This window comes from Xenorhabdus mauleonii (genome assembly GCF_900113945.1).
GTDB classification, from domain to species: Bacteria; Pseudomonadota; Gammaproteobacteria; order Enterobacterales; family Enterobacteriaceae; genus Xenorhabdus; species Xenorhabdus mauleonii.
Genome location: NZ_FORG01000001.1, coordinates 245,682 through 268,386 on the forward strand (window position 1 = coordinate 245,682; position 22,705 = coordinate 268,386).

The 22,705-nt window shown below is 48.0% G+C and carries 6 protein-coding genes; all 6 read right to left on the reverse strand.

Annotated elements, in window-relative coordinates; all coding sequences use genetic code 11:
- Positions 1-35: 35 nt before the first annotated feature.
- Positions 36-1,394, reverse strand: coding sequence for an anaerobic C4-dicarboxylate transporter DcuC (gene dcuC, locus BM100_RS01040; protein ID WP_092507187.1), 1,359 nt, complete (start codon positions 1,392-1,394; stop codon positions 36-38).
- 250 nt (positions 1,395-1,644) lie between these two features.
- Positions 1,645-3,513, reverse strand: a complete 1,869-nt coding sequence (gene asmA, locus BM100_RS01045; protein WP_092507188.1) for an outer membrane assembly protein AsmA — start codon at positions 3,511-3,513, stop codon at positions 1,645-1,647.
- A 62-nt stretch (positions 3,514-3,575) separates the two neighbouring features.
- Entirely contained in the window at positions 3,576-4,157 is a 582-nt protein-coding gene (dcd, locus tag BM100_RS01050) for a dCTP deaminase (protein WP_092507189.1), read from the reverse strand.
- A 46-nt stretch (positions 4,158-4,203) separates the two neighbouring features.
- Positions 4,204-4,845 (reverse strand): uridine kinase, encoded by a 642-nt coding sequence (gene udk, locus BM100_RS01055; RefSeq protein WP_092507190.1) that lies wholly within the window; start codon positions 4,843-4,845, stop codon positions 4,204-4,206.
- 418 nt (positions 4,846-5,263) lie between these two features.
- The gene (locus BM100_RS01060; RefSeq protein ID WP_092507191.1) at positions 5,264-6,214 is read right to left on the reverse strand and encodes an Rpn family recombination-promoting nuclease/putative transposase; all 951 of its coding nucleotides are present in this window, start codon (positions 6,212-6,214) and stop codon (positions 5,264-5,266) included.
- A gap of 312 nt (positions 6,215-6,526) precedes the next feature.
- Positions 6,527-22,180 (reverse strand): non-ribosomal peptide synthetase, encoded by a 15,654-nt coding sequence (locus BM100_RS01065; protein ID WP_092507192.1) that lies wholly within the window; start codon positions 22,178-22,180, stop codon positions 6,527-6,529.
- Positions 22,181-22,705: the final 525 nt, after the last annotated feature.

Sequence of the window (22,705 nt, forward strand, 5' to 3'; positions counted from 1 at the left end):
CGATCACCTGATTAAGCTGACTCAGATAGCAAAACCTACAAATAAACCGGTACCAAAATCTCAGTTGCGATAATCACAACCAGCAACCCCACCAATACTGGCACTGAAGTTCGTTTCACCACTTCCATCGGGGAAATCTTCGCCATTCCTGCAACCGCTACCACAACACCGGAAACCGGGGATAAAGTACGCCCAAGATTGGAAGCCTGTAACATCGGGATCGCCAAGTATGCCGGATTAGCACCCATTTGCCCCGCCAAGCGCGGAATTAACTCAACAAACGCGTAAAACGGCGCATTACCTGAGCCAGTCGTCATAGCAGCCAGCATCGTAATAATTACCAGTGCGATCATCATCACGATTGCTCCGGAGCCAAAAGACTGTGCCATATCAATCAGGCCACTGATAAAGCCAATTGCACTCAATCCCTGAGCAAATACTCCCGCAGCCACCAGCAAAATTACGACAGTTACAAACGCATCAGCCATACCACGGTAAGCCATTTCCAAACCGTCAAAAACTTTCTTGGCACTAAAGCTGCGTATAAATTCAATCAATGCTGCCAGCATAATGCACATCACGATAATCGTTACGATATGCAGTTCAGGCCCCCACTTACCATCAAACACCAAGACACCAATCACAGGCGTAAATGGCAAAATGGCATAGAAACCCGGTGCATTTGTGGTAATTTCTTTCACATCCAGCATTTCTGTTTTTATATTTTCCCGTCTATCCAGATAACGCTGCCAAAAGAAATGTGTCATTGCCATTGCTGCGATGGCAGCGATAGAAATTGGTAAGGTTGTTTTGAATGCAAAATCAATCAACGGCATATTTGATGCCTGAGCAGCCAGTATCACATCTCCTGAAGTCGGCGCCAGAATAATTGCCGCAGGCGATGCACAAATCGCTGCCGCCGCGCCTCTGCTGATCCCGACATTAACCATCACCGGAAATAGAGTCGCCATCAGCAATACACCCAATCCCGTAGCGGAAGAAACAGCCAGAGACATCAGACACGCTATGATATAAGCTGCCACCATCAACAAATAAGGTGAATTGATCATCTGCAATGGACGTGACGCGATTTTAGCCACCACGTCGTTTGCCCCAATATGAGTCATATAAGCCGCAAAGCCACACAACATCATAATCATCAAGCCAAGATCACCACTACGGCTCATTAGCAAGAATTTTATATATTCGATGATATCTGTTGCCTGCCAGCCTGTAGATGTCATGCTGGCAGGTAAAACGCTTTTTCCCATTAATACACAGGCGATCAATAACAATAAACCGCCAACCATCAATACCCCTGTCGCAGAATAACCTTTAATTATGTAGTATCCCACTGCGATGGTTACTACAACACCAATCAAAAGCTCTAACATTTACCCTCTCTTTAGCTTATTTCTGAAACTTTGAGCTGTTTTTTTAATTTAAATGCATGATTAACATGCACTCTGCCCAAAATAAGCCAGAGATTTTATGATATGTATCAAGGGAAAGTAGGTATTTTTTGATTTAAGGAGGAAAAAATGCAAATTTCGAGCATAAATTGGTATATTATGCTGTAAATAGCGCCATTAATGGCGCTATTTACTATAGAGAAAGAATGCAACGTGAACATTAAGGCGCACTTTATTTTCTATTCAACAGATCCCTTAACTTCTGGCGTTCTTCGCTACTGCTATTATTTTCCAGCCAATCTTTGATTGATTTTTTGGCTTTTTTCTGCAATTCATCACGCAGTAAAGATTCTATATTCAGCCTATACTGTAGGCTATTCCAGTCACCATAAACCCTCAATGGGATTTTTAATTCCGACAATTGACGCACAAACTCGTTTTGTTTGCCCCATCCCTTTGTCAGTTGAACCTGTAGTGAAATATCAGTGTCTTGTTTCAGTAGATTCGCCTTACCCTGGCCTTGAATATTGAATATCTCTGAATTTGCTGCAATTGCACTAATATCAATATCGCCACGATTTACTCGCGCTTTCATGGAGATATTTTTTGCTTCAGTCACATCGCCTGTACTTGTAGGTTGGCTGACTTTATCTGTTACACGCGAAACAGATTGCTGGATCAGTTGGGGAATATTCAACCCTTCCAAACGTGCATTCTTCAGATCAATGTTTAAGTTACCTTGCCAGTAATGGGATATGGCATATTCATCATAACCTTCCCCACCAAGTTCCCCGTTCAAGTTCAATTGACCATTGAATACGGATGGCAAGGCCAGCGCGGTTAATAAAGGTTTTAACTCAACTTGCTGCAAGAGTAGTTTTGTGTGCAACTTGGCCGGAACAGCTGTGGCATCAATTGTGGTCGGAAGTGCAAAATGCCCGCCAAGTACTTTGCCGCTTAGTTTTGCAATTTCTGTTATCCCTGCGTGATTCGAGGCTTTCAGGCCAAAATTATCGATATTCATGCCCTGATAGATGAATTTATCCGCAATGACAGAAACATCAGCATCAAAGCTTTTCAAAGAGGTCAGATCATAATTAGGCAGAGGAGATACTGAAGTCGCAATGACTGGTTTTGATGAATTATTTTCAATTCGATAATCATGTTGGGCTTTAGGGGTATTCTTGGAAAGAACATCCCATCCCAATAGATTATCCAGATTCAACTTTGGTGAAGTCAGGTTGATGGTATATTGCGGCTTATCCTTCAATATAGCGGCAATATCCCCTTTCAACTCACTGTCATCATTTATCGCCAGTGCCAGATTTTGCAATGAAAAAGATTTAGGTGAAGATTGGTATTTTACCGTGGCACTACCTGTTCCTTTAATCCCCTCAGAGGACGAACCTATTCTTTTCAAATGATATTCAAAGGAATTTATATCAGCTGACACCTGACTTGGATAACCGGAAATATCCAAGGAAGCATTAAGTCCAAATGCCAATTCTTGCTGGTTTTGATTGATTTTACTGCTGAGTTCCATATCAACATGGTTTTGATCATGCTGTTCCAGCAACAAATTGATATCGCGCACATTTAACTGAGTATGAGAGTCGGCTTGCCAAATAAGCAAACTATCCACTACTTTGATTTTGGCAATATCCAGTTTCCAAGCCTGATTATTTGCAGCTACCGGATAATGAATATCACTTTCAGGTGCAATTGGGGCCGTTGCTTCTCTTTTTGGTTGGCTATCAGGCGTAAATCGCAAAACAGCCCCCTTTAGCATCACTTCCTTAACAGAAAGTTGGTGGGAAAGCAGCGGTAACAATTCCACATCCAAGCGCATATTTTCTGCCACAATAGCAGGTTTTTCGGCATCCTGAGCGGTCAGTGATATCTGCCCAGTCAGAATGCTCAATTTTGGCCAGACATGCCAACGCAAGTCATCCTGCAACACGAGATGGTAGCCACTCTTCTTTTGTACTTGCTTGACTATGTAACCACGAAACTCATTAGGATTAACCAGTATGACCAACGCAGATAAGCCCATAACAATGACGACTAACAAAATAACGAGTGTCGTTAACAATCTTTTCATGACGTCCCCAGTCTCATGTCCACAAGATGACTATCCCTCAACAAAAAACTTCATCAGAAAAGCTAATCTTCGCTGATTCGGCTGCCTACGGCTCCTTGCTGATTTTTATATTTAGCATCCTGACGTCGGTTATAAGGCCGTTCAGCAGATCCTGAAAGCGGTTCAAAGCTCAATGCACCTATAACCATGCCTGGACGCAAGGCTAAGGGTAATTTGCCTGAATTGTAGAATTCCAGAACAATTTGCCCCTGCCAACCCGGATCAATGCGGTGCGCAGTAACATGAACCATCAGGCCAAGGCGCGCCAAAGATGAACGCCCATCCAACCAGCCTACGACATTATCAGGTAATGTGACAGATTCCAGCGTCACAGCCAAAGCCAATTCTCCGGGATGGAGGAAAAAGGCTTCCCCATCCGGTAATGTGATTTCATCGCTCATGACCCGATCAAGTGCTGCATTAACTTCAGCTTTGGGACCGCTTAAATCAATATAAGCAGCAGTATGACCACGAAAAACGCGAAACTGATTCCCAAGGCACACATCGGCAGTTGCACCGTTAATACGTTCGACAGGAGGACGTGGAGTAATTACCAATTTACCTTCATCTAGCCATTTAATAATGTCACGGTCACAGAGTCGCATTGTTTCCTCTCAAATACGATGATACTTATGAATGCCAGAAGGCATATTATTCACAAAATTGGCCAATCTTGGCTTTTAAGATATCAATGGCTACGCGGTTCTTCCCACCACGCGGAACAATAATATCGGCATATTGTTTTGATGGCTCGATAAATTGCAAGAACATTGGACGTACGGTTTTATTATACTGTTCTATTACGGAATCCAACGAACGCCCACGTTCATTCACATCACGCTTAATACGGCGCATCAGGCAAATATCCAGTGGCGTATCAACAAATATTGAAAAATCCAGCTCTTGGCGCAAGCGCTTATCCGTTAATAGTAGAATACCTTCAAGGATAATGACTCTTTTGGGTTTAAAATGAATGGATTCGGATTTGCGGGTGTGTTCGACATAATCATACTGCGGCAGTTCAATAGATTTTCCGGCCTTAAGCGACTGAATGTGCTCGAAAAGCAGATTGTGATCCATTGAGCTTGGGTGATCGTAATTAACTTTGTAACGCTCTTCCATCGGAGTATTGGTTTGATCTTTGTAATAGCAATCTTCTGGAATAACGCCGATATTGTGATCACCAACTTGAGCTCGTAATTCTCTATAAAGCGTGTTGGCAATGAGGCTTTTGCCTGAGGCAGAGGCACCTGAAATACCTACGATTGTACACTTGTGTGCGTCGTCAGCCATAATAGAAATAACCTGGTTAAAAAAGAAAAAAATAAAGTGGGAACATGGCATTCACTAACGCCGTGCGTGGCGGATTATAGGGAGTTAATGACTTCTATTCCAGAGTAAACAAGATAAGTCTCGTTTTTTTCGATGCGCTTCGCATAAAAATCCGGCAATTTACTGCCCGGATGCAGAATATTCTAAAAATAGTGTTCAAATGTAAGCACGATAACTATTTCTAAAATAATTATCAAAACTATCCTTAAAAATCAGATAGGTTATAACGTGCCAATGAGCTGCTGATACGAATTTCCGATAATGTCTAATGCTGAACCGTTCATTCAAGCTGCCAGCAGCACATATTCCTGAGACACGCTATAAAAACAAAAATGCCGATATTCAAGATCGGCATTTTACTATGAAAAAGAAGATTAATTTAATGCGTTAACTCTTCAATTTTATCCCGGCTCAGGCCGGTACTCGTGATAATGATGTCCAAACTAACACCAAGCTGCAATAATGAGCGGGCTATTTCCAGTTTACTTTCTTCTTTGCCTTGCTTTCGACCTTGCTCAATGCCTTTCTCAATACCTTGTTTGATACCCCGTTCAATGCCTTGCTCACGCCCTTTTTGCTCAAGCTCTTCTGCAATAGTCATCAACATTGTTTCATGCTCCGGTGATTGCTCAATAAATTGATGGGTAAATTGAGACAAATCCAACGTATGCCCATTCAGTAAAATATAGCTTAACACAACATTACGCTGTTCGACGGTATTATACCCTGCATTCAAAAGTGCCACCAAATGGGGAACCCAGTCCAACATATCCCGACAGCGAATGTGCTTCTGTACCAGCTCCAACAGAGCGATGCTTTTATGTGTCAAAATCTCTTCATCGCTCAGAACACTGACATCCACCAGTGGAAACGCCTGACGGTATAAACGGGCTGCCTGTTCAGGGAACTTAAAACAATCCAGCCATTGGTTTGAGTATGGATAGGGGCGAATCTCACCGTGATAAAACAGTAAAGGGACTACCAAAGGCAGTTCAGTATGCCCTTTTTTCAGGTGCGCCGCCATTGCTGACATAGAATAGTACATCAACCGCCAAGCCATCAGTGGGTCAGGCGTGGATTGATGCTCAATCAAACAATATATATAACCGTCTCCCTGAGTTGTCTCAACCGAGTACAGCACGTCACTGTGCAACTGACGCAAATGCCGATCAACAAAACTACTGGATTCCAGTTTCAGAGTCGTTAAGTGACACAACGAGCGGATCTCTTCAGGCAGATAAAGAGACAAAAATTCCTTGGCAGTCTCAGTTTGTGTTAAAAAATGTTTAAATAACGCATCATGATGAAGCTTTTTCGCTTTCTTTGGCACAATCCGTATCTCTATTTAATATATTGATTATTAATCCAATTTTAGAAAAACTCACAACCTCTCTGAGAGGCTAATCAATGTACAATATATTTTCGGTTGGCCCAATATCGAACCCAGTAAATCAGTCTTGTATCAACCGTTGGCGTCGAAAAGGAGACGCCAGCAAAAATAAGGCACCGGAGTCCTTAAAAGCCCATCCGATGCCTACATTCCGTAAAATTATCCGGCGATTATAAAATCGTTAACCGGGTAATTTTGTCTTTAATAACTTTATTTTTTAATCATCATTTTTCATCCCGCCTACCTCCGATATTACAGTACCTCCGCTTCACAATTTATTTCCAATGCCATGCTTAAGGTTTCAGCCAGAACCATTTTATTTTTACTATCTTCCATCAGGCTAAAATGATCCCCCGGAACGGCGGTTAATTGTAGTGAAGAGTCAGGGATTATTTGCTCCCAACCCAATGACGGTTCCATGGTTATGGACTGTAGCTCGACATCTGCAACAAACGGGAGCTGCGGATAAGATTCCATGGCATAGAACTGATGCAATGTTATCGAAAGAGCTTTTGGCTCATACTCTTTGACCATTTGAATATAGCTACCCATTTGCTCCCAACGCCCTGCAATCAAAGCAGGACGCAGATTCGATGGATATAATTTCAATTCCTGCGCGGCAGCAATAAATTGTACTAAATTCAATTCATCCATTTTCTGATGCAATATCGCAATCTCCTGAGGATGTTCATTCATCGACTGCCTTGCTAATTCAGCCAAAAACTGAAGCTTGGGTTGAATAGCCAGCGTCTTGAAACGATAAGGAGCGGGTGTATCGATCAAGCCTAAAAAGTTAACGGTCTCGCCGGCATTCAAAAGTTGCTCAGCAATGGCATAAGCCAGTATGCCACCAGAAGAGTAGCCGTATATCCGATATGGGCCGTCTGGTCGCACCGCTTTCATCAGGGTGATCATTCTGGCTGCCAAAGCTTCAATGGTTGGCAACGCCTCATTGATGAGCGGCCAAGGCAATGCATAAATCGGGTAATCCGCCTGAATATGCTGTGCCAGCCCGAAGACATAGGAATAATCATCCATGCCGCTGGGAACAAAGAATAATGGCGGTTCGCTGCCCTCCGGTCTTACGGGGATGGCGCTGCTTTGCGATTGGGATAACGGATCTAATGTTATCTCTGCCACAAGTTCTGCCAGCACCGGGAATTGGAACAAATTATTCAGTGAGCAAATCAACCCGCTTTCTGCGGCCAGATTAATCAGCCGCATGGCAATCAGAGAATGCCCGCCCAAGGCAAAGAAGTTGTCATACCGGCTGATTTGTTCAACACCCAGCAATTTACGCCAAATAGCCGCCATCGTGATTTCAGCGTCCCCTTGTGGCGCTGCATAAATTTGACGGGCAAAAGCGTGTTGATCAGGCATCGGCAGCGCCCGATGATCCAGTTTGCCGTTCGGGGTTAGCGGAAAGGCATCTAACTGCACAAAAGCTGCCGGCACCATATAATCAGGCAGCAAGGTTCTTAAATGGTGATGAAGTCGGGTTGACAGTCCGTTATCCGCAGATAACGCTGTATTATTGGCTTGCTCACCTGCACTATTCATTTGAGCTATGATATAAGCTACCAGCCGTTTATCCTGCCCATCTCCCAATGCCAAAACCAACGCTTCACGGACTTCAGAAGATTCCGTCAACCGTGCTGCAATTTCACCGGGTTCAATACGGAAACCGCGAATTTTCACTTGTTGGTCATTGCGGCCCATGAAAGCCAGATTGCCGTCTGGCAGGTAACGGGCTAAATCCCCGGTTCGGTACATGCGATCTTCCGCATGATCACTGAACGCATCTGCCAGAAAACGTTCAGCCGTTAAATCAGGGCGGTTGAGATAGCCACGCGTAACACCGGCACCACCAATATACAATTCCCCCACAGCGCCAAATGGTACTGGCTGGCCGTCATTATTCAGCAGATAAAGACGTGTATTCGCCGTCGGGCGGCCGATAGGGATCTGCATATCGATATAGTCTGGCGGACAACGCCAATGGGTTGCACAGACAGTAATTTCTGTCGGGCCATAAGCATTGAACAGTGTTGCCCGATCCCGCAAGGCCTGAAACAGCGCGACACTCGGTGCTTCTCCACCCAATATCAGGGTAGGTTTTATTGCCAGCCTCGGTAAATCAGCCCCATCCCGCAGCAGAGCTGGCGTCAGACAGGCGTGTGTCACTTGATGTTCTTCCAGATAATGCCAAAGACTGAGCGGATTTTGACGAATGTTGTCAGCAGGAATGTCCAGCGTCGCACCGCTGCACAATGCCATCATGATTTCCCAGATACTGGCATCAAAGCCGAATGACGCAAATTGTAATACCCGGCTATTCGAATGAATGCCAAATTGATTCATTTTATCCCAAATCAGATTCACCAAGCCGCGATGTTCTACCATCACTCCTTTTGGCATACCAGTGGAGCCGGATGTGTAAATGATATACGCCAGATGCCGTGATGTTAGCGCAGAAATGTACGGATTATTGTCCGGCTGCTCAGGCAAGGCGGTGGGATCAAGAACCGTTAATCCGGCAAGCGCTTGTTCGACCAGCGCGCTACGGCCCATGTTATCCGCCAATACGACTGATGGAGCCGAATCGTTAAGCAGATAAACCAGCCGTTCGACCGGATAAGCGGGATCTAAAGGCACATAAGCTCCGCCTGCTTTCAGTACCGCCAAAAGCGCGATCACACTTGCTGGTGAACGCGTGACACAAATCGCTACCCGTTGGTCTGGCCTCACTCCCAATGCTATCAACTGATGGGCCAATTGGTTGGCACGCGCATTCAATTCTGCATAGCTGAAAATTTGCGTTTCATAAATCAGCGCTGTCGCATCAGGATTGTTCTCCGCCTGATGTTCAAACAGGTGATGAATGCATAATGAATCCGGATATGCCGTTTGTGGAGCTTGCCCGATTTGCAACAATAAGCGCCTTTCTTCTGCCGGTAATATATCCAGTTGTTGAATCGGGGTTTGCGGAGCATGTTCAAGTGCTGCCACTAAACTCTCCAGAGCCTGTTGCATATAGCCACACACCCGCTCTGCATCAAACGGTTGGGCAATTTGCGCAGTCAGCCCCAACGCATCACCGAAATCTTCCACTGACAGCGTAAACGGATAGTTCGTCCGTTCCTGCGCGCCAAGGAATTCAACACCGCTCATGATTTCATTGGAGGTTGCCGAACCCACATTGTGCCGATAATTCAGCAAGGTACTAAACAACGGCGTTCCACCTTGTACGCCGCTGCAACGTTGGGCCAATGCCAGCGAGGCGTATTCATGTTCCAGTAATTCCGCCAGACGCTGATGGGCGGCCTGTACGCTGTCCCGCACAGAGGTGCCGTCCATATCCAAGCGCAGTGGCAATGTATTGATAAACAATCCCATGCCATTTTCAGCCCCTTCCCCTGCGGCCATGCGTCCGAACAAGACCGTGCCGAATACGACCCGTTGCTGTCCGCTGGTACGTGATAGCACCTGTGCCCAAGCCAAATGACAGAGCGCCGCCAGACTGACGCCCGACAATCGGGCTTGGTCACGTAGACGGTCATTTAATTCAGCGGATAACACCCGGTGCGATTCAGTTACCTGTGAACCATCATGGCGAATTTCTGCCAACCCAAACGGCAACGTCGGTTCATCGACTTCAGCCAACATCTCAGTAAAGAAACGGGTATGTTGCTCCTGACTCATTCCAAACCGGGCCTGCGCCACCAGATTGCGGAACGGTGCCGGTGCAGGCAAGTGCTCACCCTGCCCATCAAGGTAGGCCTGAACTTCGGTGCTCATTACGTCCAATGCTGTATGGTCACCAATTAAATGGTGCATCAATTGCAACACAATCCAACGACCATCGCTTTCTTGCGCTACGACAAAACGCAGCAACGGTGCCTGTTTCAAATCGAGGCGATATTGGCGTGGGTTAAACCGCTGTGACAATTGATTGCTGATAGAACCGTCAGCCGGATCGAATGCCAATTCCGTCACCGACAACGTTACCTGACGGCAAACAACCTGAGCCGGCACAGATAACCCTTGCCAGATAAAGGCGGTACGCAGAATATCATGACGGTTAATCACCTGCTGAACGGCTGCCAGATAACGATCCAACAACGGCCGATCAGCAAAGGACATTTGACCTGCTAACAGATAGGGATCACCCTCATCGGCCAATAGATGGTGAAACAAGATCCCATCCTGCAACGGTGATAAGGCATAAATATCCTGAATATTCGCTATTCCGCCCGGAATTTGTCCGACGATATGATTAATCTCAGATTGGGTAAGATCAATCAGCGGCAGCATTTCCGGCGTTAATTCTGTGGTGGCTGGTGTAATCACGTTGGCCGGCACTTTTTCGGCCTGCTCCCGCTTCAATTTTTGCGCCAGTTCAGACAGCACCGGAGATTGGAACAGATCACGTACTGCCAGTGTTAAGCCTAAATTACGCAGACGTTCAACCATGCGTACCGCCAGCAACGAATGGCCGCCCAAGGCAAAGAAACTGTCATACCGGCTGATCTGTTCAATGCCCAGTAATTCGCGCCAGATAGCGGCCAACGCGGTTTCAGTTTTTCCTTGTGGCACAACATAGTGCTGGCGGGCAAACGCATCCTCATCCGGTGCAGGCAGCGCCCGACGATCGAGTTTGCCGTTGGTGGTCAGTGGGAAGGCATCCAACCGTACAAAGGCTGCCGGCACCATATAATCAGGCAACAGCGCACTCAAATGCTCACGCAGACGGTTAACCAGTCCGTCATCCGTTTCCGCCGCCACATACGCCACCAGCCGTTTATCCTGCCCATCACCTAATGCCAGCACCAGTGCTTCACGCACTTCAGGGTGTTCTATCAGACGAACTTCTATTTCCCCTGGCTCAATACGGAATCCGCGGATTTTAATCTGCTGGTCGTTACGGCCAACAAATACCAGATTACCATCCGGTAGATAACGCGCTAAGTCCCCTGTTCGGTACATTACGGCATCAACGACATCACTGAATGGATCTGTCAGGAAACGCTCTTCAGTCAATTCAGGGCGATTGAGATAGCCACGCGCTACACCAACTCCACCAATATAAAGCTCACCTACAGCTCCCAGCGGCACAGCTTGACCAAGGGCATTCAGCAGATAGAGGCAGGTGTTTGCTGTTGGGCGTCCAATGGGGATTGATCCATCGGTATAGTTTGGCATGCAACGCCAATGAGTCGCACAAACCGTAATTTCTGTCGGGCCATAGGCATTGAATACCGTGGCTTTGTCGCGCAATGCCTTAAGTAACGCCACACTGGGCGCTTCGCCACCCAATACCAATGTCGGTTTTATTGTGATCGCGGGTAAATCAGCCCCATCCCGCAGCAAAGCCGGCGTTAGACAGGCGTGCGTCACGGATTGTTCTTGCAGATAATGCCAAAGCCGGTGTGGTTCCTGCCGAACTGCATCATCAGGAATAACCAGAGTGGCACCGCTGCATAATGCCATCATGATTTCCCAGACGCCCGCATCAAAGCCAAATGAAGCAAACTGCAACATCCGGCTATTTGAACGAATGTCAAATTGGGTAATTTTATCCCAAATTAAATTAACCAAGCCGCGATGTTCTACCATTACCCCTTTTGGCATACCGGTAGAACCGGATGTGTAAATGATATACGCCAGATGCCGTGGAGTTAGCGCGGGAATGTAAGGATTATCCTCTGATTGATCAATGTGGCCTGGATTTCCAGACGCAACTGTGGGGTCAAGTACCGTTAATTTGGCAAGCGCTTGTTCACCCAATGCGGTACGACCTGCATTATCCGCCAGTACAACTGACGGCGCCGCATCATTGAGCATATAAGCCAAACGCTCACCCGGATAGGTAGGATCCAGCGGCACATAAGCACTTCCCGCTTTTAATACAGCCAGAACCCCCGCTATTCGCGCAGATGAGCTTGCCATGCAAATCGCGACCCGCTGATCTGGCGTAACACCCAACGTGATAAGTTGATGTGCCAATCGGTTAGCATTCGTATTTAATTCGGCATAACTGAGAAATTTACCACCACACATAACTGCCGTGGCATCTGGCGTATTTTTTACTTGTTGTTCAAACAGTTGATGAATGCACAATGCGGCAGGGTACGTGGTTTCAGTGGCATTCCAGGTTTTTAACAACAAAGTGCGTTCAGTTTTCGGCAGAATTTCCAACTGCTGTACTGGTATATCGGCTGTCTGCTCAAGTGCTTCTGCCAGACTTTCCAATGCCTGTTGCATATAGCTGCATATCCGTTCTGGATCAAATGGCTGCACGACTTGAGCCGTCAGCCCCAAATCAGAGCCGCCATCTTCTACCGACAGCACAAACGGATAGTTAGTTCGCTCCTGTGCACCAAGGAATTCGATACCGCTCACGATGTCATTTGGTGTTACCGGCTGCGTATTGTGTCGGTAGTTCAGCAGCGCGTTAAAAAGCGACGTTCCGCTGGCTACGCCGCTACAACGCTGCGCCAGTGCCAATGAGGCATGTTCATGTTCCAATAACTCAGCCAGCCGGCCATGAGCTATACGTACACTCTCCTGCACAGGGGTATTATCGATGTCCAATCTCAACGGCAGCGTATTGATAAATAGTCCCATGCCACTGTCAGACCCTTCACCTACGGCCATGCGACCAAACAAGACCGTGCCGAAAACCACTCTCTGCTGCCCGCTGGTACGCGACAGCACTTGCGCCCAAGCCAGATGGCACAGCGCCGCCACACTGACTCCCAACCGCCGTGCCTGATAACGCAAGCGCTCGTTCAATTCCGCAGCCAGCATCCGGTGAGATTCCGTCACCTGTGAACCATCATGGTGTACTTCCGACAATCCAAATGGCAGCGTTGGCTCATTAACCTCCGCCAACATATCGGTAAAGAAACGGGTATGCTCTGCCTGACTGACACCCTGCCGAGCCTGTGCGACCAAATGCCGGAACGGCACGGGTACAGGTAAGCTGTCCATTCGATCGGTAAGAACCGCCTGCACTTCGCTGTTCATCACTTCCAACGTGGTATGGTCGCCAATAAGATGGTGTAACAACTGCAACACGATCCAACGTCCATCACCCTCTTGGGCCACAACAAAACGTAATAATGGGGCCTGACTCAGATCAATACGATGTCGACGCGGGTCAAAACGTCGGGCCAATTGATCACTGATAAGCCCATCAGCCGAATCGAGCTTCAATTCCGTCACTGACAAAGGGGCTTGGCGGCAAACGACCTGCACCGGTGCCGATAATCCTTGCCACATAAAAGCAGTACGCAAAATATCATGACGGTCAATTACCTGTTGAACCGCCGCCAGATAACGGTCGAGTAAATGCCGTTCGGCAAAAGCCTGTTGTGTGACAAGCAGGTAGGGATCGCCCTCATTTGCCAACAAGTGGTGGAATAAAATGCCATCCTGCAACGGCGACAGCGCGTAGATATCCTGAATATTGGCTATCCCGCCCGGTACTTGTTCAACAATGCAATCAATGTCAGCTTGAATAAGATCAATCAACGGCAGCATCGCTGGTGTTATCGTTGTCGCCGCCGGTGTAATGCAGTTATCCGGCACACTCATTTCACGGTGCTGCGCCAAGGATTGGGCCAATACGCTTAATGTTGGCTGCTGGAATAACGTTTGTACTGACAGGCCTAAACCAAGACGGCGTAAACGCTCAATCATCTTAACAGCCAGCAATGAATGCCCGCCTAAAGCGAAAAAGCTGTCATGTCGGCCAATTTGCTCCACATTCAGTAATTCACGCCAGATAGCCGCTAATGTGATTTCAATTTCCCCTTGTGGCGCTTGATAGGTTTGGCGGGCAAAAGCGTGCTGATCAGGCGCTGGCAGCGACTGGCGATCCAACTTGCCATTCAGGGTCAACGGAAAGGCTTCCAAGCAGACAAAAGCCGCCGGCACCATATAATCAGGCAAAATATCACTCAGGTGTTCACGGAGTCTGGTTGCCAGTCCATCATTCGCTCGCGCGACAACGTAAGCAACCAGACGTTTATCCTGCCCATCACCCAGCGCCAGAACCAGCGCTTCACTTACCTCAGGGTGTTCAAGCAGTCGGGTTTCAATTTCTCCCGGTTCAATGCGGAAACCACGGATTTTCACCTGTTGGTCATTGCGTCCCATAAAGACCAGATTGCCGTCCGGCAAGTAGCGGGCGAGATCGCCGGTGCGATACATGCGTGCATTAGGTTTGTCACTGAACGGATCAGCCAGAAAACGTTCCGCCGTCAGTTCAGGCCGGTTCAAATAACCCCGCGCAACACCGACACCACCAATATAAAGCTCTCCCACGACTCCGCGGGGAACTGGCTGGCCCTGCTCATTCAACAGGTAGAGGCGTTTATTGGCCGCCGGGACACCGATAGGAATTGATCCTCCGGCATAATTTGATGGGCAATCCCAAGTGGTCGCACACACGGTGGTTTCTGTCGGCCCATAAGCATTGAACAAATTCGTTCGGCTGCACAGAGTTTGAAATAACGCAGTACCCGGCGCTTCCCCTGCAAATACTAATGTCGGTTTTATTGCTATCGGCGGTAAATCGGCACCGTCATGAAACATGGCCGGAGTTAAAGATGCGTGCGTTATTCCGTGCTCTTCCAGATAATGCCAGAGACGCTGCTGATCTTGCCGCACTGCTTCTGTCGGGATCACCAGCATCGCCCCGCAACTCAGTGCTATCATGATTTCCCAGACACTGGCATCGAAACTGAATGAGGCAAACTGCAATACCCGGCTAGAGGCACCAATATTAAACTGGCTAATTTCTTCCAGCGCCAAATTAACTACGCCACGATGCTCAATCATCACACCTTTTGGCCTACCGGTTGAACCGGAAGTGTAAATAACATAAGCCAGATTCTGTGGGGTTAACCCGGAGATTTGTGGATTAGTGTCTGGCTGTGTCGGCAATGTATTCGGATCGAGCACCATTACCGTCGCCAGAATATCTTCACTGAACGTCACCCGCCCGTCATCATCCGCCAATAAAATAATCGGCGCGGCATCAGTGAGCATATAAGCCAGACGATCACCGGGATAGGTCGGATCTAACGGCACATAAGCACCACCCGCTTTCAACACGGCCAGTACTCCAATGATTCTGGCAAGTGAGCGTGTCACGCAAATCGCTACCCGCTGATCCGGCACGACACCCAAAGCGATAAGCTGGTGAGCCAATCGGTTGGCGCGGGTATTCAGTTCTGCATAGCTGAGTGTTTCATTTTCATACCTCACCGCTATGGCATCCGGTGCCTTTTCTGCCTGTTGTTCAAATAGCTGATGAATACCTATTTGTGTTGGATACGGTTCTTCGGTCGCATTCCAGGTTTCCAGCAATAACTCCCGTTCCGTGGATGACAATATATCAATAGCCATAACCGGTTGTTGGGGCTTGCTCACCATTGCCCGCAAGAGAGCCTGCAAATAACCTACCTGCCTTTCGATCGTTTCATGGGCGAACAAGGCAGAAGAATAATTCAGCTCCCCAACGATCTCCCCTGCTTTCTCTGTTAATGCCAATTGCAGGTCGAATTTCGCGATATCGTATTCCAGCTCAAATGGCGTTACCGTTAATTCTGGTAGTTGCCACTCTTCCGTTTCACTCTCTTGCCAAGCAAACATCACCTGAAACAGCGGAGTATGTTCAGGTCTGCGCGGTGGTTGAACAATTTCTACCACTTGTTCAAAAGGCAAATCCTGATGTTCCTGTGCTCCCAGTGTCGTCTGCCGTACACGCTGTAACAATGTGATGGCATCCGGCATACCGGATAAATCAATCCGCAGTGCCAGTGTGTTGACAAAAAAACCGAGCAATGGCTCAATTTCCCGCTGATTACGGTTGGCACTCGGTATGCCAATCACTACATCATCCTGACCAGACAGGCGTGATAACAGCGCAGCCCAAGCGGTCAGCAGAGTCATAAACAGGGTGGTGCCATGTTGTTGCCCCAACTGTTTTAAATCCTGTACCAACGTGGCATCAAAGTGTACGGCAGCCCGGCCACCGGCAAAGGATTGTTGGGAGGGGCGAGGTCTATCCAGCGGTAGCTCAAGTAACACCGGAGCATCCGCCAGTGTACGGCGCCAGTAATCGCTTTGTGCCTGTACTTCCTCACCAGAAAATGCTTTCCGCTGCCAAGCTGCATAATCAGGATACTGAATAGCCAATGGCGGCAGTGGATCGGGTTGTTGATTTAAGCAAGCCGCATAGAGTGCCGCCAGTTCTGATTTCAGTATCCCTAAAGACCAGCCATCGGAGATGATATGGTGCTGCGTCAGCAAGAACAGATGCTCTTCTTCAGCCAATTGGATCAGTGCGCAGCGAATTAAAGGGCCACGGGCAAGATCAAACGGTGTTTCAGCTTCCTGTTCACACAAAATTTTAAGCTGTTCATCCATGTTAGCTGCGGTGCGCAAATCATAGTGCTGCATCGGCAAACCCAATTCCGCCGGCAGCAGCTCAACCTGAGGCTGACCATCTACAGTGATAAAAACCGAACGCAATGCTTCATGGCGGGCAAACAGGCAATTCAGGGCCTGTTGCCAAGCAGACAGATCAAGGTGGCCACGTAAACGCAAGGCTGCCGGAATATGATAGGTATCGCTGATTCCCTCAAATTGCGCCAAAAACCACAAACGCTGCTGACCAAACGATAGCGGCAAAGTACCATCGCGGGATATTGGCTGGATGTCAGGCAAATTCGCGCTGTTTGCATCACGCTGCGCACAGATTTTTTCGGCAAACGCCACCAGTGACGGGGACATGAATAACGTAGCCAGCGGCAGCTCGACACCGAACTCAGTTATCCTGTTGATCATCCGCACGGCTAGCAAAGAATGTCCGCCCAAGGAGAAGAAATTATCATGTCGGCCAATTTGCTCAACGCCCAGCAATTCACGCCAGATAGCCGCTATTGCGATTTCCATTTCACCTTGTGGCGCGACATAAATCTGGCGGGCGAAAGCATCTTCTCCCGGTGCTGGCAATGCCTGATGATCCAATTTACCGTTTGGAGTCAGTGGGAAAGCCGCCAGACGTACAAAAGCCGCTGGCACCATATAATCAGGTAACATTGCGCTCAAATGGGTGTGCAGAATGGACGCTAATCCGCTCTCTGATTCGGTGACAGATTCGGCGATGATATAGGCAACCAAACGCTTGTCCTGCCCATCTCCCAAGGTCGTGGCGACGATTCGTGCTTCATGCACCATCGGATGTTCTGCCAACCGAGTTTCAATTTCCCCCGGTTCAATGCGGAAACCCCGGATTTTAATTTGCTGGTCATTGCGACCAACAAACACCAGATTGCCGTCCGGCAAATAGCGCACTAAATCTCCGCTCCGGTACATTCTGGCATCAGGCTCATCGCTAAATGGATCAGCCAAAAAGCGTTCGTCAGTCAAATCAGGGCGATTGAGATAACCACGGGCAACCCCCGCGCCGCCAATATACAATTCTCCCACCACACCCAGTGGAACTGGCTGGCCGTCGTTATCCAACAGGTAAAGACGTGTATTCGCCGTCGGTCGGCCGATAGGGATCTGCATATCGGTGTAGTTTGGCGGACAACGCCAACTGGTCGCACAAACCGTAATTTCGGTCGGGCCATAGGCATTGAATAAGGTTGTCTGACGGCTCAACGCCCGCAGTAGCGTAAGGCTGGGAGCTTCGCCTCCCAATATCAATGTCGGTTTTATCGTCAGCGCCGGTAAATCAGTGCCGTCTCGCAACAAAGCGGGGGGCAAGAAAGTATGTGTCACTGATTGCTCTTCCAGATAATGCCAAAGGCGACATGAATCTTGGCGAACAGTCTCAGCCGGAATAACCAGACAGGCTCCGCTGCCTAATGCCATCATGATTTCCCAGACACTGGCATCAAAGCCAAATGAAGCAAATTGCAGCATCCGGCTGGCAGGATGAATGCCGAATTGGGTAATTTTATCCTGAATCAGATTGACCAGCCCACGGTGTTCAATCATCACCCCTTTAGGTGTTCCGGTCGATCCAGAAGTGTAAATCACGTAAGCGAGATGGCGGGAAGTCAAGGCGCATACTTGCGGATTGCTGTCCGGCTGGTCAGGTAAGACAGTGGGATCCAGTAACGTCAATTCTGCAAACGCCTTACCATCCAATGCAGCTCGCCCGTCACTATCCGCCAGCAATATATCCGGGGCTGCATCAGTCAGGATGTGTGACAGACGTTCACCGGAGTAAGCCGGATCCAGCGGCACATAGGCCCCACCCGCTTTCAGTACGGCCAACACGGCTGCCACACGCGCGGGAGAACTTGCCATGCAAATCGCCACCCGCTGATCCGGCTCGACTCCCAAGGCAATCAATTGATGGGCAAGACGGTTAGCGCGGGTATTCAGTTGTCCATAACTGAGCGTTTGATTTTCATGCACCAGCGCCGCGGCATCCGGCGTTTTCTCTGCCTGCTGTTCAATTAATTGATGGATGCACAATTGTTCCGAGTAAGGAGCTGCAACCGTGCCCCACGTTTCCAGCAATAGCGTGCTTTCCGATGCAGGCAAAATATTAAGCGTTCGCACTGGCGTTTCCGGTGAAAATTCAAGCGCATCAGCCAAACTTTCCAGCGCCTGCTGCATATAACCGCATATCCTTTCTGAATCAAACGGTTGCACGACTTGAGCTGTCAAACCCAGTGTATCGATACCATCTTCTACTGAGAGCACAAACGGATAGTTAGTACTCTCCTGTTCACCAAGAAACTCAATGCCCGGCATCATTTCGTGCGGTGTCATCGGTTGCTCATTATGCCGGTAATTCAACAGAGCACTAAAAAGTGGAGTCCCGCCCTGTACGCCACTGCAACGCTGGGCCAATGCCAGTGAAGCATGTTCATAATCCAGCAATTCAGCTAATCTGGCATGTGCCATCCTGACGCTATCGTGTACCGAAGCACCATCGATATCCAGCCGCAATGGCAGGGTATTGATAAATAGCCCCATACCGCTGTCAGCCCCTTCCCCTGCCGCCATGCGCCCAAACAGCACGGTGCCGAATACCACTTTTTCCTGCCCGCTGGTACGTGACAGTACTTGTGCCCATGCCAAATGGCACAGGGTTGCCAGACTGACGCCCAGATGCCTAGCCTGTGCACGCAGGCGGTCATTCAGTACAGAGGGCAGCACTCGGTGCACCTGTATAACCTGCGAGCCATCTCGGTGTACCTCAGTCAATCCAAACGGTAACGTGGGTTCATCCACATCTGCCAGCATCTCGGTAAAGAAACGGGTATCTGTTTCTTGATTCATTCCCTGATGAGCCTGAGCCACCAAATGACGGAAAGGAACTGGTGGTGGTAAATCGTCACCCTGACCGTCAAGATAGGCCCGAACTTCACGGTTCATGACTTCCAGTGTGGTATGGTCGCCAATCAGGTGATGTTGCAGTTGCAGTACATACCAACGGCCATCCGTTTCTTGTGCTATCACAAAACGCAACAGCGGTGCTTGATTCAGCTCAAGTCGGTACTGGCGAGGATCGAAACGTTTCGCTAATTGGTCACTGACAAGTCCGTCAGCCGGATCCAGTGTTAGTTCAGTGATTGATAACGGAGCATTGCGCCAAACTACTTGTGCCGGAACAGATAACCCTTGCCAAATAAAAGCAGTACGCAAAATATCATGGCGATTAACTACTTGTTGTACCGCAGATAAATAGCGATCCAGTAAGGCACGGTCAGCAAAAATCATGGGATAGGCCAACAAATAAGGATCGCCGCCTTTTGCCAGCAAATGGTGAAACAAGATACCGTCCTGCAACGGTGACAATGCGTAGATATCCTGAATATTCGCCACCCCATCCGGCACCTGCCCGACGATGTGGTCGATGTCAGATTGAGTCAAGTCAATCAAGGGTAACATCGCTGGCGTCAGTGCGCTGGTTTCTGTAGTAATGACATTCGGCGGCACTGCCACAATCTGGTGTTGCCCCAAGTGTTGGGCCAATTCTGCCAATACCGGGGATTGGAACAAGTCGCGGGCAGCCAGTGTCAGACCTAAATTGCGTAGTTGCTCAATCATGCGTACGCCAAGCAATGAATGGCCACCCAGAGCAAAGAAGCTGTCATACCGGCTGATCTGTTCGATGCCCAATAACTCACGCCAAATGGCAGCCAATACGATTTCCCGCTCCCCTTGCGGTTCAGCGTAAACTTGGCGGGCAAAGGCCTCTTCATTGGGTGCTGGCAAGGCTCGGCGATCCAGTTTGCCATTGGATGTAAGCGGGAATTCATCCAACTGGACAAAAGCCACCGGCACCATGTAATCCGGTAACCGTGCACTTAAATGTTCACGCAAACGGGCAGGCAATTCGTTATCCGCCTCGGCCAGTACGTACGCCACTAGCTGCTTCTCTTGCCCCCCATCTGACACCATTACCACGGCTTCACGTATTGCCGGATACTCGACTAGCCGGGCTTCAATTTCCCCCGGTTCAATGCGGAACCCACGGATTTTAACCTGCTGATCGTTACGCCCCAGAAATTCCAAATTACCATCAGGCAAGTAGCGGGCGAGATCGCCTGTCCGATACATCCTCGCATTCGGGGCATCACGGAATGGATCTGCCAGAAAACGCTCCGCGGTCAATTCAGGGCGATTCAGATAACCACAAGCTACTCCGTCGCCACCAACATAAATCTCACCAGCCCTCCCCAATGGCACCGGCTGGCCTTGTTCATCCAATAAATAAACCCGCGTGTTGGCAATGGGGCGGCCAATGGGAATGTTGGTCGTTCCTGCGGCCAGAGTTTCAATTCGGTATGTGGTAGTAAAAGTCGTGCCTTCAGTCGGCCCGTAAGCATTCAATAATTGCTGAGGTGGATTATTGCCTAAAACTTGGGTAATGACATGAGGATCAAGGATATCGCCGCCGATAATCAGTTTTTTCACCTGCGGCATAATGGGAGCTAAATCTGCTGCCAATCGATTGAATAGTCCGCTACTTAACCATAACACCGTAATTTGATGGTGACTTAATGCCTGTACTAATTCCGGTGGCGTCAATAATGTGGTGTGGTCGATAACCACCAGCACCCCGCCATTGAGCAAAGGTGTCCACACTTCAAAGGTACTGGCATCGAACGCAGGATTGGCGGCGAAAGCAACTCGGTCATCGGCTTCAATTTCAATATAGCCATTATTGATAACGAGCCGGACTACAGCGCGGTGAGGTACGATCACCCCTTTTGGCGTGCCGGTTGAGCCGGAGGTGTACATGATATATGCTGGTACAGCGCTGGAACACATTAAGTCAGGATTAAGGTCTTCTGCGCCCTTGCTGATATCTGTGCCTTCAGAAAGGCGAATTAGCGAAATATCCAGATCAACGGGAATATCCGTCTGTGTATCGGTGAGCAACAATTTAGCCAAGCAATCATTTATCAACCAATGTTTTCTCTCGTCCGGTACATTGGGATCGATAGGAATATAAACCGCCCCTGCCTTGAGAATAGCCAATTGCGCCACAACTAATTCAATTGATCGCTCCAGCAGAATTACCACATGGTCAGTTGGAACAATGCCTTGTTTAATGAGCTTATGAGCCAATTGGTTTGCGCGGGCATTCAATTGCGCATAACTCAGGGTTTTATTTCCCGCTATTAATGCCGTTGCTGTTGGCGTTTTCTCTACTTGCCGTTCAAACAACTGATGGATACTTAACTGGTCAGGGTAAACAGTTTCAGTAGCATTCCAGGTTTCCAACAACAATATACGTTCAGCTTCTGGCAATAAATTAAATTTCTGAACTGATATGTCGTCACCGATCTTTTCTGGCTGTATTTTTACTGATTCAGCGTCAAAGATAATTTCCTTTTTAGCCATGCTATCTTTCATTTAATTACTACCTCAACGAATCTTTTAGTTATTTGAAAAAAAAGTCATTCTCAGCAGTCATCACAAATGTTTTGCCCCTGTTTCTTTCTGCGAAGAAATAAGGGAATCACCAAGCATCAATTAAGATCCTTAGTCAGCGCATTTTCTTAGGTGATGAAGTAATAGCTCGGTTAATAACCGCGTTATTAACAATTCTTAAACAAATATTTTTCTGATAACGGAATAAATGATTCACACAGTGAACCCAAAAAAGGCATGCTATTTTTATTTCTATTTTTTTAATAAACGCCGTTACTTTTTCGCACTTTTTTATTGACCGGCGAGGGGTTACATCGCTAAATAACAATGGGTTAATTGAATTGAATGCAATTATTGGCATGAGTGCTAAATCCCTGCGTTACTTTGTCCATTGGGTATAAATAATTCAATGAAATAATTACAAAGAGAAATTAAATATTCTGATTATCAATTAACATGAGATTTAAACTGCATTCCAACAGGAAACAATTTTTACCATAAAAAACA